The following is a 14,982-nucleotide window of genomic DNA, read 5'->3' as shown; positions in this document are numbered from 1 at the left end:
TTACTTTCAATCTACTCTGCATTTATATTATGCAGCTTAAATGCCGATTAGCTTACTCTAACTGTTGTGAAGCTGGAGATTGCTCCTCAGTTATTTGAGATTCATTCACGAGAGGATTGAGGATGACTTCATTAGCTACACTATCAGCTTTCCGGGCACGAATTGCTGGACGCGAACGCTTGTAACCCGCTCTTTCAGCTTTTTGGTGTTCGTAATCAATCAATCTGCCATAATATTCGTGCTTGCTTAAATTCATCGACAAGAAAATATGCTGGCGAGTATTACCAAAACCTTTGCGGTTAAAAAACTTTAATGCTGAAGTATTGGTGGGGTCAGTGTCTACTAGCATAAACCGCGCCCCATCTTCAATCATCCGAGCGACGACTTTATCAACCAATTTGTCTGCTACTCCTCGACGCTGATACTTCGGGCTAACTCCCAGCCATAAAATGTATCCGTAAGTCCAGGATGCTTTGGTGATGATGGTTCCCAAAACAAATCCGGCTAATTCTCCCTCTGTTTCAGCCACAAGACAGTATTCTGGATCGGTGTTGTAAAGTCCAATTACCTCCCACTCGTCCCAGGTGCGGTATAAATAAGGATATAAATCGCTAGTAAATAACCCTTCTCCCAAGTGGTAAACGGGAGCAATATCGTCAATTCCTAATTCGCGTACATAAATCGCTTCAGTTTCATCAAAGGTCGACATAAATTTACATAAATTTAAAAGTTATAACTTCTTTATACCCCGATTGGATTTTACAAACATCCTCTAATTTATAGGGTTGAGTAAGACTTCTTGAATACTGTCAAAATTTGGCAATGATTCTTTCACTGCTTCTTCAATAGCTTGGATGCGATCGCACCTTTTGGCAAACTGACAATAATCACAGTTTTTACTACCCTCCACAACTTGCGGAAACTGCTGGTTCTTTTGGTAATTTTCCAACCAATTAGTTAACTGGCTTAATAGTTGATTAAGTTTCTTTCCTGTTTGTGCGTGTTGAGCAGTACTGTAATTAAATTTAATATTTTGGGGTTTGCCTTCAGATTGGACAAACCAATAAGTCATGGAAATCTTTTCTGGCAAATAGTCGCTAGTTTCTGCCAATACATACAGATAAAGCCGTGTTTGCCAGTTGGATTCTAACTTGCGTTTATTGGGTGGCTTTGGATAGGTTTTCCAGTCGAGAATTTGCGCTTGTTGGTTATCTGCAATCAATAAATCATAGACAACTGTCAGCAAATAATCTTGAAGTTGCAGAGTGCGATAGTGTTCACTTTCACGGAAAGTTTGATTATCAGATGCAGCCGTTAAGATTTCTGGGGCTGCATCGGCAAAACCTAGCATCCAGCTTTGCAATTGAGCATCTGCTTGCAGGAAACTATCAATAGGCAAACCCATTTCTCGCTGCTGCATTAGCAAGTGAAAGCGACTACCCAAAGTTAGCCGTTCTTCTTGTTCTGGATTCGAGGGGGAATTGAGTTTTTCTAAGTAGGTATGTTGAAATTTACGCGGACAAGCTTCTAGTAAGTTAAGTTGTCCTTGAGACAGTCGCAATATTTGAGTTGAAGTTGATAGCATTCTTCTATTTTAGAAGTAAATTATAATCTGCAACTCACCGAAATAGTTCTGAGTGCTGAGTAACGAGTGCTGGGTTAAACGCCCCGCTATCCATGTACAGCACTCAGTACTCCTGAAAGATAGTCTCACGTCTGCTATTTCAACTCGTCTTGATCTACCTCATCCTGGTGATTGGAATGTTTAGTTTTTCCTTGGGACTTGATTGAGCCAAAGCTGTAGGCCATAGCTATTTTAACGATGTCAAAATATGCCGGGTGATTAGCTTTGTTAACGATCGTTAAAGAAATAGATCCTGCCACTAAGATAACTAAAAGTGGCGAAATTGGTTCTAACCCAGAGCCGTTGTTGTTGGGCATGATATAATCTCCAAATGGAAAGTTACGAAGCCTTTGGCTAAGTGGAAGTTAGTCAAAGGCTATTTATTGCCAAGATGGGCTTAACCCCAAGACTCAAATATCATTGCGATCGCAAATAGACAGATTAGGAAAATTGCTATCCTCGCAACCCATAACCGTAGACTTGCGGATAAAAGCATCCCAACTATCGCATTTGCACCTAAAGTGTGAGACACAACCAAGGCTATTACCAGCCCCAGCAGCCCCAGCAGAAAATATTTGAGTCCTATAAAAAACCACCTGAACAGCAGATTATCGTTATCTTTGAGACTGGGTTTCATAGTTTTTTCCTGTTTTGAAAGTTGAATCTAGGCAGCAGTTAGCACTCCCCTGACACACTAAAGAAACAGCGAATATCCACAGTTTTGTTCCCACCAAGTCAAAATACACAACAGTCCTACTCCTGAGTAGAGTGGGAATGCCAACGAAGGTGGTCTTAATATTTGCAGCTCGTGAAAAATTAAGCTCTTTGATGAATTACCAGGGTAATCTGGTTAGATGTTCAATGCGCGTAATCGCACAGAAGCGTACCACGCGCATTGAACCCTTGAAATTCCTACAGGCAATTTGTATATTTGCCTTTTTCAGAATTTGCAGTTCCAGCCTTTGCCTTCATCTATTACTCACTAAGTTTCTTTAATTCACCCGTAAGCTTACTAAGTTACCGTAGTTTTGCTGTTAACCTCACTATAAAGTAACTTGGTTACCTAGGTCAAGGTAAACTATAAAGAAAATTATTTAAATAGCGTAAGATACTACAAACTCGGCTGAAGTCTCCAAATTAATCCTGACTTTTGGGACTTCCACATAAGAAAATACTCAGCTACTTCTTGTGGGGTGGGCATCTTGCCCGCCTTCGTATACGGGCGGGCAAGATGCCCACCCCACAATATTTGGTAATTTCTTTGTTGGAAGTTCCTTCGTGCCAAAGGGACTTTCAAATAAAAAATACTAACCTGCCTCACTCACCCGTAGCCAGTACACAGGTAACTTATGTGAGATCACAAGGAATTCTGACAACTAAACCTTAAGTACTTGGCTAAAAAGGCTCAATTTGATATGGTTAATCAACATATCAGATTGATATATCAAAATGCTTCAATCAAAATGCTGAAGTTGTCAGTATTAGGTTTATTACAGCGAGAGCCATTAAACGGTTATCGGCTTAAACAGCAACTCGATATGTTTATGAGTTGCAGTATTTGTGTCAACTATGGTGCGATTTATCCTCTTCTGAAGCGCATGGAAAAACAAGGTGAAGTGAGCTTATGTGCAGAACAAATAGAAGAAGGTGGGCATTGTGGAAAGGTATATGATATTACAACCATCGGTAAAAACACTTGGTATAAAGAGATGTTGTCACATCCTCATGAAAGCTGGGTGAATGCGCGATCGCGATTCCTAATCAAATTCTTTTTCTTTGGTTATCTATTACCCGAAGAACGAGTGCGGTTAATTGAACATCGATTGATGTCATGTCAGTTACGCCTTACAGAGAAAAAAGCACTAGAAGTTACTGATGATTTATATCAAGGGAAAGTGCAAAGGCGTGCGGTTGAAGTGATCAAATCAGAAATTGAGTGGCTAGTTGAGCAACTCCAAATAGAACAACTGCAATTAGCTCGAACGCCAACCTCTATCAAGAGTGCTGAGTATTGAGTGCTGAGTAAAACAGCCATAACACAAAAAACTTTTGAAGTATCCTAACTAACTATGTGGATCGTCAAAATTGCTTTACGTCTTCCGTATACATTCGCGATCGCCGCTTTGATGATTGTGATCCTTGGTGTAGTAACAATATTTAGTACACCAGTTGATATTTTCCCCGCAATTAACATTCCGGTTGTCAGCGTAGTTTGGACTTACACTGGTACGACATCCGAGGAAATGGCACAGCGAATCGTCACCATTAGCGAACGCGCTATGACCACAACCGTTGGTGACATCGAACATATTGAGTCGCAATCTTTGAGTGGTGTTAGTGTCGTCAAGGTTTTTTTCCAACCCAACGCTAATATTGCCTCAGCAGTCGCTCAAATTACCTCTGTCAGCCAAACAATTCTTCGCCCTTTGCCACCTGGGATTACACCGCCATTCATCATTCAATACAACGCTTCTTCGGTGCCGATTATCCAGATGAGCGTCAGTAGCAAAACCTTACCGGAAGAAGCACTCTTCGACTATGCTACCAACTTCGTCCGCACCCAATTAGCAACAGTGCAAGGAGCGAGTGTACCTCTGCCCTATGGTGGTAAACCTCGGCAAATTATGGTTGATATCGATCCCCAAGCGATGTTGGCTAATGGCATTTCTGCCCAAGATGTGACTAATGCTGTCAGTGCCCAAAACTTGGTTTTGCCAGCAGGGGATATGAAAATAGGCGATCGCGATTTCGCCGTCCAAATCAACAATAGTCCAAATGTGGTGGCAGCCCTCAACGACTTGCCAATTAAGCAAGTTAATGGTACTGTCATTTCCATTCGTGATGTCGCCCAGGTAAGAGATGGCTTTGGTGTGCAATCGAACATTGTACGTCAGAATGGCAGGCGATCGAGCTTACTTAGTATCCTGAAGAGTGGCAATGCTTCAACTATTGATGTGATCGAGCGAGTCAAAAAAACTTTGCCTCGCATCCAATCCACCTTGCCCCCAGAACTGAATTTAGCGTTTTTGTTCGATCAATCTATATTTGTGAAAGCTTCTATTGAAGGCGTTCTCAAAGAAGGATTGATTGCAGCCTGTCTCACCGCGCTGATGATTTTGATTTTCCTGGGAAGTTGGCGCAGCACCGTAATTGTAGCCGTATCGATTCCTCTCTCGATGCTAGTTTCGATTATTGTCATGAGTCGTTTGGGACAAACTTTCAACATCATGACCTTAGGTGGTTTATCCTTAGCTGTTGGTATTTTGGTAGATGATGCCACAGTAGAAATTGAAAATATTCACCGAAATCTCGGACAAGGTAAACCCATCAAGCGAGCAATCTTAGATGGGGCGCAGCAAATCGCTACTCCAGCACTTGTAGCAACATTATGTATTTGTATTGTCTTTGTGCCGGTCGTGTTTCTCAGTGGAGTGGCAAAGTATCTATTTGTCCCCCTAGCGATGGCGGTAGTATTTGGGATGCTTGCTTCTTATGTGCTATCTCGGACTGTAGTACCGACAATGGCAAGTTACCTTTTACCATCCGAAGCGGACTGGCATAGAGAAAACGAGGAGCATAATGGTCATAACAACCATCATCTAGATTCGCCAGTTCAAAATAATAATGGTAACAACAGCCATTATATAGATTCACCAGTTCAAAATAATAATGGTCACGGCGATCGCCACAGCCATTCACTAGTCGAAATCCATGATAATCGCGACCATCATTTAGATTCGCCAGTTCACAATAATGGTCACGACAACCACCAAACAGAAGAAGCAACAACGACAACTGCCAAACCTGTGAAGAAAGATTGGATATGGCGGCTACACGAAAAATTTAACCGACAATTTGAGAAATTTCGCAGTTGGTACTACAACGTTCTGACCTCAGCATTAAATCACCGCAGTATAGTCTTTGTGCTATTTGGTGCATTTATTGTCAGTGCCGGAGTTTTGTTGCCGTTCGTCGGTCAAGACTTTTTCCCGGAAGTCGATGGTGGTCAGTTTAGCCTCCATGTTCGAGCCTTACCAGGTACTCGTTTGGAACAGACAGAAAAAATTGTCAGCGAAGTTGAAGGTGTTATCCGCCAGACTGTACCGAAAGAGAATCTCGCTCTAATTCTGGATAACATCGGCTTACCCACCAGTGGCATTAACCTTACTTATGGCTACAACGGCGCGACAATTGGGCAGGCTGATGCTGATATTCTTGTATCCCTAAAAGAATCTGGTGCAACTTTTTCTTACGTCAAAGAACTCCGCCAGAAATTGAAAGCGACATTTCCCAACTACACTTTCTTTTTTGAGCCGGCTGATATTGTGACTCAAATTCTCAATTTCGGTTTGCCTGCTGCTGTTGATGTGCAAATATCTGGCCCTCTGAAAAACTCAAAAGCTAACTTTGAAATTGCCCAACAAATCGCCGCGCGGATGACGCGTATTCCTGGGGCTGTAGATGTACATCTTCAGCAAGTTGTCGATGCGCCCAAATTACGTCTTGATGTCGATCGCACTGAGGCTCAACAATTGGGTATGACCCAGCGTGATGTTGCCAATAGCGTCCTCACTTCCTTAAGTTCAAGCGGTCAAGCTGCAATCAACCAATGGCTCGATCCCAAAAAAGGCGTGAGTTACACTCTGGCTGTACAAGTTCCCCAATATAAACTTGACTCTATTGACAGCCTGAAAAATACGCCAGTTGGCAACGGTCAAACTGCACCGCAACTTTTAGGTAATTTGGCTAGTGTGAAACGCGACACAGTGATGCAAGTTGTGAATCACTACAACATTCAGCCAGTTTTTGATATCTACGCTAACTCCTCTGGTCGTGACCTGGGGGGAGTTGCCGGCGATGTCAATCGCATCATCGCTGATTATCAGAAAAAATTGCCTAAGGGAAGTCAGATTAATATTCGCGGGCAAGTGCAAACGATGAACTCTTCCTTTTTGGGACTTGGTTTAGGACTTGTGTTTGCAATTGTGTTGGTTTACTGCTTAATGGTAGTGAACTTCCAATCTTGGCTCGATCCCCTGATTATTATGATGGCGTTGCCAAGTGCTTTAGCAGGGATCATTTGGATGCTGTTTGTCACCCGCACCACTCTAAGCGTCCCTTCGTTAATGGGTGCAATTATGAGTATAGGTGTAGCGACATCAAACAGTATTTTAATGATTACTTTTGCTAACGAGCAACGTGTAGAAGGGGACAATGCCTATAAAGCAGCCCTAGCGGCAGGCTATACAAGGTTGCGTCCGGTGTTGATGACTGCCTTAGCCATGCTGATTGGGATGGTGCCAATGTCTCTTGGTCTTGGTGAAGGTGGTGAACAGAATGCGCCTTTGGGTCGCGCTGTAATTGGTGGCTTGTCAGCTGCAACAGTCGCAACTCTGATCTTTGTACCTGTTGTATACAGCATTATGAGGCGTCAACCACCTCGTCCTATTGATGAGGATGATGACGATTTAAATTTCTCCGATTCACGGACAGCATATTCGTTGTCATCATCTGAAGGCAAGTCATAGACAGATTTTAGGAGCTACGGTGTACACACAAATCTTTTAAAGTTACTACGTAACGTAGGGGAGATTAATCTTTGCAAGTCGATGCAACAAAGGTGCAGGTCGATGCAATTAAGGTGCAGGTCGATGCAATTAAGGTGCAGGTCGATGCAACTAAGGTGCAGGTCGATGCAACAAAGATGCAGGTCAATGCAACAAAGGTGCAGGTCAATGCAACAAAGGTGCAGGTCGATGCAACAAAGATGCAGGTCAACAACTTGTGTGTACACCGTAGAGGAAAGGTTTTTTCTGAGCCGCTTTCCCTTTCACTCCTTACCCCTTATTCCACTTCTGCAAGAAGTCTAATAAGGTAATGACAATGACTCTAGCTGCTAAATTTCTGCTTTCTTAGATAATACAGGACAGTTTACCTATGGATTCTCAACATCGTCCATCTCCTGATTCTGAACAACAAACGACTTCTAGAAAACAAAAACGTGGCATCGGTGGAATTGGTTGGGCTGTAATTGGTACTGTTTTTTTTGGTAGCTTACTGGCGATAGGTATTCTACCCCGGTTAAGCCAAAAGTCAGAATTACAAGCAGCAGTCAAGGAAGCAAGCACAGTACCCTCAGTGAACGTAATCACTCCCCGCCGCGCTACTGGTGCTACGAAAGTGGAACTACCTGGCAATGTTGTAGCCCTGAATCAAACGACCATCTACGCTCGCAGTACTGGCTATTTACGGCGGTGGTATGCAGATATTGGCGATCGCGTCCAAGCTGGTCAGTTGTTGGCGGAGATTGACTCACCAGACACCGATCAGCAAGTTCTACAAGCGAAGGCAGAGGTAGTGCAAGCACAAGCCAATGTGTCTCAAACTCGTGCTAATTTAGCTAAAAGTGTTTCTGATTTAAAGCAAGCCCGCGCTAATCTCTTGATAGCGCGTCAGAGTTGGGAGCGCTGGCAAGTTCTTGTCAAGCAAGGTGCAGTACCTCAACAAGATGCAGATACAAAATATGCCACGTATCAAGCTAATCTTGCTAGCGTTGAGGCAGCACAAAACACTATTAATTCTGACTCTGCCAATATCAAAGCAGCACAAGCTAACGCCTACGCAAGTCAAGCAAACTTCCAGCGTAATACCGTATTGCAGTCTTATAAGAAAGTCACTGCTCCCTTTGCAGGAGTGATTACTGCACGTAACGTCAATACAGGTGTTTTAATTTCAGCAGGTAATGGCAATACCAGCAACACCAGCAACACTAATACTAGCAATAGCAGCCTTTATACTATTGCCGCTTATGACAATCTAAAGGTAAATGTGAGTGTTCCCCAGAGTTTATCGCAGTCACTTCAAACTGGACAAACAGCACAAATTACAGTCAGAGAGTTACCCCAACGAGTGTTTACGGGTAAAGTAGTGCGTACTAGCAACGCTATAGATCCAACTACTCGCACCTTACTGACACAATTAGAAGTCCAGAATTCAGACGCGACGCTGCGACCTGGGATGTATGCCAATGTCAGATTTGCCATTAACCGCACCAATCCTCCCTTTGTTGTGCCAGATAGTGTTTTAGTCGTTAATGGCGGAGGTACGCAGGTAGCAACTGTAACCAAAGACCACACAGTGCATTATCAAAAAGTTGCCGTTGGGCGAGATTATGGTACTGAAATAGAAATTACATCAGGTCTGACAGGAAATGAATCGCTGATTGCCACTCCTACGGTTGATGAGACAGAGGGTTTGCGCGTGCAGCCAGTTGCACCAACAAAGTAGGTCGCAGCTAATTATCGTTGGGATAAGGGAGGGAGTAGGGGGCAGGGGGCAGGGGAGCAGAGGAGCAGGGGGAATAATAGTAACTCCTAACTCCTAACTCCTAAACTCAGCACTGTTTATGTGAGGTACACTAAACTCATTGGCGCGATCGCGCACCTCATCAGAAAAAAACGATAAAGCTCAAGAAAGTATTCGCAGAGCAACAAATGTCTGTAATGTTATCTCACTATGTGAGATAACATTGGTTTGTACTGTGTCTTTGTGTGAGTATGAGTGTGATTCCCGAAAACGTTCTTTTGGCTTTTGCCGAAAAACGGTGCTTGTCTAGCAGCGAGATAGAAGTGTTTTTATATGCTGTTGAGGGACAATCGCCAAATGCGATCGCGAAAAAATTGGCAATCAGTGCCGAAGCAGTACGCAAAAGATTAAGCGAAGTTTACAAAAAATTTAATGTTATTGGTAGCGGCCCAGGTAAGCTCACTAAGTTACAGCAAGTTATTGAATCTGAGTATCAAGCATCTTTATTGAATGAAAAATCCATTACCCAAAACCGCGAAGATTGGGGTGAAGCACCTGGTGTTTGCTTTTTTCGGGGACGCATAGCAGAATTGTCTCAGCTACAGCAGTGGCTAATTGAAGATAATTGCCGACTAGTGGCAATATTGGGAATGGGCGGAATTGGCAAAACTGCTTTATCGGTGAAACTGGCAAAGGAAGTTCAGCAAAACTTTGAGTATTTGATTTGGCGAAGTCTCCGCAATGCGCCACCCGTAGCCGAAATGTTAGCAAACCTGATCGGATTTTTATCTGATGAGAGAGAAACAGATTTGCCAGAAAGCATAGATTGTAGAGTAACACTGCTGATTCATTATTTACGAGAACATCGTTGTCTTGTGGTATTTGATAATACAGAGACAATTTTACAAGAAGGCGATCGCGCCGGACACTATAGACATGAATACGAAGATTATGGTCAACTACTGCAACGGGTTGGAGAAGAACTACATCAAAGCTGTTTGGTGCTGACATCTCGCGAAAAACCAAAAGAATTTGCTCCTTTAGAAGGACAAGAATCACCAGTTAGAACATTATCGTTACTCGGTTTAGAACAAACAGAAGGACAAGAAATTCTCCAGGATAAAGGGTTATTTGGCTTACCACAAGAATGGGCCAAACTAGTTGAAAAGTATTCTGGTAATCCTTTGGCGTTAAAGTTAGTTTCTGAACCAATTCGGGAGTTATTTGGTGGTGATATTGCTGCCTTTCTGGCTGAAGGTGAGATTATTTTTGGCGACACCCGAAATTTACTAGACCAGCAATTCGAGCGATTATCAGAGATCGAAAAAGAAATAATTTATTGGCTAGCAATCAAGCGCGAGTTAGTTTCTCTAGACGAATTGCTCAATGATATTGTGCGTCCCTTGCCCAAAAGGGAAGTACTGGAGGCACTAGAATCACTACGACGGCGATCGCTAATTGAACAAAGAACAGCACTTTTCACCCTCCAGTCTGTAGTGATGGAATACATGACCGACCGACTGGTTGAACAGGTTTGTCACGAAATTACCACTGGCGATCTGATACTATTTATGAGCCATGCTTTAATGGAAGCAACGGCCAAAGATTATATTAGAAATACTCAAATTACCCTGATTATTAAACCAATCGTAGATAGATTATTAAATATTTTTAGATATGCTAAAAATATTGAACATCATCTATATCAAATTTTATTGTATCTCCGACAGGTTCCCCAAACAGCAGCTTATGCAGGTGGAAATCTGCTAAATATCCTTTGTCAATTACAAACTGATTTTAGCGGCTATGACTTTTCTAACTTGATTATTTGGCAAGCATATTTACAAAGCGTGAATTTGCATCAAGTGAATTTTACCAATACTGATTTAGCTAAGTCCGTTTTTGCAGAAACATTAGTTAGTATTTCGTCAGTAGCATTTAGCCCCAATGGAAAACTTTTGGCTACAGGTGATGCTGATGGCAAAACTTACTTGTGGCAAGTTGACGATGGCAAGCTACTTTTTACTTGTATTGGACATAGCAGTTGGGTAAAATCAGTAGCTTTTAGTCCCGATGGTCAAACTTTAGCTAGTGGCAGTGATGACCAAACAGTGAAGTTATGGGATGTTCATGATGGTAAATGCCTGAAAACTTTGCAGGGACATAGCAATTGGGTCAGGTCAGTTGCCTTTAGTCCTGATGGTCAAACTTTGGCTAGTGGCAGTGAAGACCAAACAGTGAAGTTATGGAATGTCCACACCGGCAAGTGTCTGATAACTTTGCAGGGAAATACCAATCGAATTATGTCAGTTGCTTTTAGTCCCAATGGTCAAACTTTGGCTAGTTGTAGTGAAAAGCAAACCGTGAAGTTATGGGATGTTCGTGATGGAAAATGCCTGAAAACCTTACAAGGTCATAGTAGTTGGGTCAGGTCAGTTGCATTTAGTCCCGATGGAGAAATTTTAGCTACTGGCAGTGATGACCAAACCGTAAAATTATGGGATGTTCGTGATGGAAAATGCCTGAAAACCTTACAGGGACATACTAATCGGGTATGGTCGGTTGCTTTCAGTCCCGATGGGCAAACTTTAGCTAGCGGTGGTGATGACCCAACAGTGAAGTTATGGGATATCCGTAATGGTAACTGTCTAAAAACCTTTCAAGGACATACTAATCGGGTACGGTCAGTTGCTTTCAGTCCCGATGGTCAAACTTTAGCTAGTGGCAGTGAAAACCAAACAGTGAAGTTATGGAATGTTCAAAATGGTAAATCCTTGACAACTTTGCAAGGACATAGCAATCGAGTCAGGTCAGTTGCCTTCAGTCCCGATGGTCAAACTTTAGCTAGTGGTAGTGAAAAGCAAACAGTAAAATTATGGGATGTCCGCAACGATAAATTTATCAAAATTCTGGAGGGGCATAACAGTTGGGTACGGTCAATTGCCTTCAGTCCTGATGGTCAAATTTTAGCTAGCGGCAGCGAAAAACAAACAATTAAATTATGGGATGTTCAGACGGGACAATGCCTCAGAAAATTGCAGCAACATACCAATCGAATTAGGTCAGTTGCTTTTAGTCCCAATGGTCAAATTTTAGCTAGCGGCAGTGACGACCAAACAGTGAAATTATGGGATGTCCACACCGGCAAATGTCTCCAAACCTTGAAAGGGCATACCAGTTGGGTAAGATCGGTTGCCTTTAGTCCCGATGGTCAAACTTTAGCTAGTGGCAGTGAAAACCAAAGAGTCAGGTTATGGGATATTTATACAGCAAAATGTATCCAAGTTTTAGAGGGACATAGCAATCGCATCAGGTCAGTGACTTTCAGCCCCGATGGCCAGACTTTAGCTAGTGGCAGTGATGACCAAACAGTGAAGTTATGGGATATTTATATGGGCAAGTGCTTTGCAACCTTGCAAGAACATACAAATCGAGTCTGGTCAGTTGCCTTTAGTCCCGATGGGCAAATTTTAGCTAGTGCTAGTGAAGACCAAACAGTAAAACTATGGGATGTCTACAATGGCAAGTGCCTGAAAACTTTGCCAGGGGCTAATTGGGTAAGATCGGTTGCCTTTAGTCCCGATGGTCAAACCCTGATTTGTGGCAGCCAAGATGAGACAATTAAGCTTTGGGATGTGTCGACGGGTGAGTGTGTAAGAACATTGCGATCGCCACGACCCTACGAAGGAATGAATATCACCGGGGTTACAGGGCTAACCACAGCGCAGCTAGTAACGCTAAAAGCTTTAGGGGCAGTGGAAAATGGAGAGTAAAAATAAAAGGTAAAAGAATGAATTTTGCCTTTTTCATTCATTCCTTTACCTTTTTTATGTACCTGATGCTTATTTCATGTTAGCCCTTGCGTCCTTAACTGCGGCAAAGAAAAATAATCCTGTGAGTGGAATGCTCAATACCAGGATAATCGCCGTGGCTGTGACACCAAAATCTGGTTGTCCGTAAGCCAGTTCAAAAATCGAACCGACGGCGGCGATCGCACTTACACAAGAACCACCCAGAAATAAACTGCTTTTTGGAGTTAAATACACTACTAGCCCCCTTATGCTATTGGTTTCACCGCTTGATACGAGAAGCCATTCTTAGATAGCTCCTGGGCTAAAGTCAAGGAGTTTTCCACGCGGTCTACAAATACCACACCGTTGAGGTGATCCATCTCGTGCTGAATGCAGCGTCCCAAAAGGTCATTAGCCTTTAATGTCCGGGGACGACCGTATTCGTCTTTATAGGCGATTTCCACGACTTCGGGGCGCTTCACGTCGAGGAATACATTGGGAATGCTTAAACATCCTTCTTCGGCAACACAGAGGTCGCGGCTGACTTGTTTAATGGTGGGGTTAATCAACACCAAAGGCTGATTCGCTGCGTTTTCTGGTTCTAGGTCGATGACAATTAGTTGTTTGTGAATTCCTACTTGGGGTGCAGCCAAACCAATGCCATCTTTGCTGTACATAGTTTGCAGCATTTCGCGCACTATTTGGCGAAGTTCATCATCTACTTTAGAAATTCGCTTTGCAGCTTGACGCAACACGCGATCGCCTAAATAATGAAGCTCCAAAGGTGGATTTTTTAACTTTTTTTTCTCTACAGCAATTTCAGAGGGCATGAGTCTTGATGGCTAAATGGTGAAAATTCCTATTATTTTAATTCTATCAAGTTGGGGAGTGGGGAATTGGGAATTGAAAAGATGCAGAGGGGCAGGGTGCAGGGGGCGGAGGGGAAAATTCTTCTCCCTACTCCCTTACTTCTTCCCCACTCAGCACTCAGTACTCATTACTCAGCACTCATTACTCATCACTCATTACTCATTACTCTCGAGTGGAAATTGGGAACTATGAATTACGAATTATTGACTAGGGTGATTTGTGTTTAAATCTCTCACGAAACTTGACTATCTACTGAAAGAAACTTTCCTCGGTTTACTGCGGGGAGGTTGGATGAATTGGGCAGCTGTCAGTACTGTAACGGTGTTGCTGTTTTTATTCGGCTTGAGTCTGCAAACCTCTTGGCAAGTCGAAAAACTCCTCTATCAGTTTGGTAGCCAGCTAGAGGTATCAGTTTACCTCGAACCAGATACGCGGATGGAAAATATTGAGCCACTAATCGCCAAAATGCCAGAGGTGGTTGGGATACAAACCATTAGCAAAGAAGAAGCTTGGACGAAGTTAGTTAAGGAAATGAGAATTTCTGATATTGAAGGTGCTACCCAGCAACTAGGTGAAAATCCTCTGGTTGATGAGATGAAGGTAAAAGCCCGTAATTCTCAAGTTGTGCCAAACTTAGCAACCCAGTTGGCTAAATTACGGGGAGTTGAAACGGTACAGTATGTTGATGAAGCAGTCAAACGCATTGCCCAGTTGCACCGAGGTTTGAACTGGATTACCTTCACAATTACGATTATTCTGACTTTAACAGCGATCGCAGTCACTACCACCACAATTCGGCTAATTGTCATGGCGCGTCGCCAAGAGATTGAAATTATGCAGCTAGTGGGAGCAACTTCTGTTTGGATTTACCTACCATTTATTTTACAAGGAATTGCCTTTGGTTTAGTTGGTGGTGCGATCGCTTGGAGTTTCATTTCTGTGATTCAACAGTTTCTCGGTAAGTTGCTAGTTAATCAACCTGAGTTTATCCAAGTCATCACCAACAGAGTGCAACTCACTCCAGGAGAAATTTTATTATTGCCCCTGATTCTTTTGAGTTTCGGTGCAGCTGTAGGATTAATGGGAAGCTTATTTGCTGTCAGACGTTTTGCTAAAGGATAGTCATTTGTCCTTTGTCCTTTGTCCTTTGTCATTGGTCATTTATCCTTTGAACTCGGAACTTTGACCTCTGAACTCAGAACTTTGACCTCTGAACTCGGAACTTCGACCTCTGAACTCGGAACTTCGACCTCTGAACTCAGAACTCCGACTTCTAAACTCGGAACTCCGACTTCTAAACTCGGAACTCCGACTTCTAAACTCGGAACTTCGACTTCTGAACTCGAAATTTTAAAAATTTTAAAAGAATAACTGAAGTTTTGCTTGAACGAA

12 protein-coding genes are annotated in these 14,982 nt (G+C 42.8%); 6 read left to right on the top strand and 6 right to left on the bottom strand.

The features are described 5' to 3' along the window. Window positions 1–52: 52 nt before the first annotated feature. The 4 genes from HWQ39_RS21110 to HWQ39_RS21095 form a co-directional block, all read right to left on the bottom strand. Window positions 53–709: a GNAT family N-acetyltransferase gene (locus HWQ39_RS21110; RefSeq protein ID WP_292849247.1), complete on the bottom strand. Its 657-nt coding sequence runs from the start codon at window positions 707–709 to the stop codon at window positions 53–55. Window positions 710–772: 63 nt separating this feature from the next. Further along, window positions 773–1,585 (bottom strand): PD-(D/E)XK nuclease family protein, encoded by an 813-nt coding sequence (locus HWQ39_RS21105; RefSeq protein ID WP_292849246.1) that lies wholly within the window; start codon window positions 1,583–1,585, stop codon window positions 773–775. 134 nt (window positions 1,586–1,719) lie between these two features. Continuing rightward, window positions 1,720–1,941 carry a hypothetical protein gene (locus tag HWQ39_RS21100; RefSeq protein ID WP_292849244.1) on the bottom strand — a complete coding sequence of 74 codons (222 nt, stop codon included), beginning with the start codon at window positions 1,939–1,941 and terminating at the stop codon, window positions 1,720–1,722. A gap of 80 nt (window positions 1,942–2,021) precedes the next feature. Further along, on the bottom strand, window positions 2,022–2,261 hold the full coding sequence (locus HWQ39_RS21095; protein ID WP_292849243.1) for a hypothetical protein: 240 nt from the start codon (window positions 2,259–2,261) through the stop codon (window positions 2,022–2,024). Between the two features lie 778 nt (window positions 2,262–3,039). Here HWQ39_RS21095 and HWQ39_RS21090 point away from each other — a divergent pair. The 5 genes from HWQ39_RS21090 (at window position 3,040) to HWQ39_RS21070 (ending at window position 12,702) form a co-directional block, all read left to right on the top strand. Beyond that, a complete protein-coding gene (locus tag HWQ39_RS21090) occupies window positions 3,040–3,639 on the top strand; it encodes a helix-turn-helix transcriptional regulator (protein WP_292849241.1) in 600 nt (199 codons plus the stop codon). 54 nt (window positions 3,640–3,693) lie between these two features. Beyond that, on the top strand, window positions 3,694–7,152 hold the full coding sequence (locus HWQ39_RS21085; protein WP_292849239.1) for an efflux RND transporter permease subunit: 3,459 nt from the start codon (window positions 3,694–3,696) through the stop codon (window positions 7,150–7,152). A 71-nt stretch (window positions 7,153–7,223) separates the two neighbouring features. Continuing rightward, window positions 7,224–7,502 carry a hypothetical protein gene (locus HWQ39_RS21080; RefSeq protein ID WP_292849237.1) on the top strand — a complete coding sequence of 93 codons (279 nt, stop codon included), beginning with the start codon at window positions 7,224–7,226 and terminating at the stop codon, window positions 7,500–7,502. A gap of 59 nt (window positions 7,503–7,561) precedes the next feature. After that, complete coding sequence (locus HWQ39_RS21075) at window positions 7,562–8,911, top strand: efflux RND transporter periplasmic adaptor subunit (protein ID WP_292849235.1); 1,350 nt, start codon at window positions 7,562–7,564, stop codon at window positions 8,909–8,911. A gap of 269 nt (window positions 8,912–9,180) precedes the next feature. After that, on the top strand, window positions 9,181–12,702 hold the full coding sequence (locus tag HWQ39_RS21070) for an NB-ARC domain-containing protein (protein WP_292849234.1): 3,522 nt from the start codon (window positions 9,181–9,183) through the stop codon (window positions 12,700–12,702). 69 nt (window positions 12,703–12,771) lie between these two features. On the opposite strand, the gene HWQ39_RS21065 is transcribed toward HWQ39_RS21070, so the two are convergent. Both HWQ39_RS21065 and def read right to left on the bottom strand, forming a co-directional pair. Continuing rightward, window positions 12,772–12,975 (bottom strand): hypothetical protein, encoded by a 204-nt coding sequence (locus HWQ39_RS21065; RefSeq protein WP_292849232.1) that lies wholly within the window; start codon window positions 12,973–12,975, stop codon window positions 12,772–12,774. A gap of 11 nt (window positions 12,976–12,986) precedes the next feature. Next, complete coding sequence (gene def, locus HWQ39_RS21060; protein WP_292849230.1) at window positions 12,987–13,550, bottom strand: peptide deformylase; 564 nt, start codon at window positions 13,548–13,550, stop codon at window positions 12,987–12,989. A 259-nt stretch (window positions 13,551–13,809) separates the two neighbouring features. On the opposite strand from def, the gene HWQ39_RS21055 reads away from it, so the two are divergent. Further along, complete coding sequence (locus HWQ39_RS21055) at window positions 13,810–14,712, top strand: ABC transporter permease (RefSeq protein WP_292849228.1); 903 nt, start codon at window positions 13,810–13,812, stop codon at window positions 14,710–14,712. The last annotated feature ends 270 nt before the right edge of the window (window positions 14,713–14,982 follow it).

The sequence above is a fragment of the Nostoc sp. NMS8 genome (genome assembly GCF_017115045.1).
GTDB lineage: Bacteria > Cyanobacteriota > Cyanobacteriia > Cyanobacteriales > Nostocaceae > Nostoc.
Note: the sequence above shows the minus strand (reverse complement) of the source record. Positions and strands in the feature narration are given on the sequence as shown.

Bases quoted from the DNA above. Each gene is read 5' to 3' on its own strand.
- HWQ39_RS21110 (WP_292849247.1), bottom strand. From the start codon at position 709: ATGTCGACCTTTGATGAAACTGAAGCGATTTATGTACGCGAATTAGGA.
- HWQ39_RS21105 (WP_292849246.1), bottom strand. From the start codon at position 1,585: ATGCTATCAACTTCAACTCAAATATTGCGACTGTCTCAAGGACAACTT.
- HWQ39_RS21100 (WP_292849244.1), bottom strand. From the start codon at position 1,941: ATGCCCAACAACAACGGCTCTGGGTTAGAACCAATTTCGCCACTTTTA.
- HWQ39_RS21095 (WP_292849243.1), bottom strand. From the start codon at position 2,261: ATGAAACCCAGTCTCAAAGATAACGATAATCTGCTGTTCAGGTGGTTT.
- HWQ39_RS21090 (WP_292849241.1), top strand. From the start codon at position 3,040: ATGGTTAATCAACATATCAGATTGATATATCAAAATGCTTCAATCAAA.
- HWQ39_RS21085 (WP_292849239.1), top strand. From the start codon at position 3,694: ATGTGGATCGTCAAAATTGCTTTACGTCTTCCGTATACATTCGCGATC.
- HWQ39_RS21075 (WP_292849235.1), top strand. From the start codon at position 7,562: ATGGATTCTCAACATCGTCCATCTCCTGATTCTGAACAACAAACGACT.
- HWQ39_RS21070 (WP_292849234.1), top strand. From the start codon at position 9,181: ATGAGTGTGATTCCCGAAAACGTTCTTTTGGCTTTTGCCGAAAAACGG.
- def (WP_292849230.1), bottom strand. From the start codon at position 13,550: ATGCCCTCTGAAATTGCTGTAGAGAAAAAAAAGTTAAAAAATCCACCT.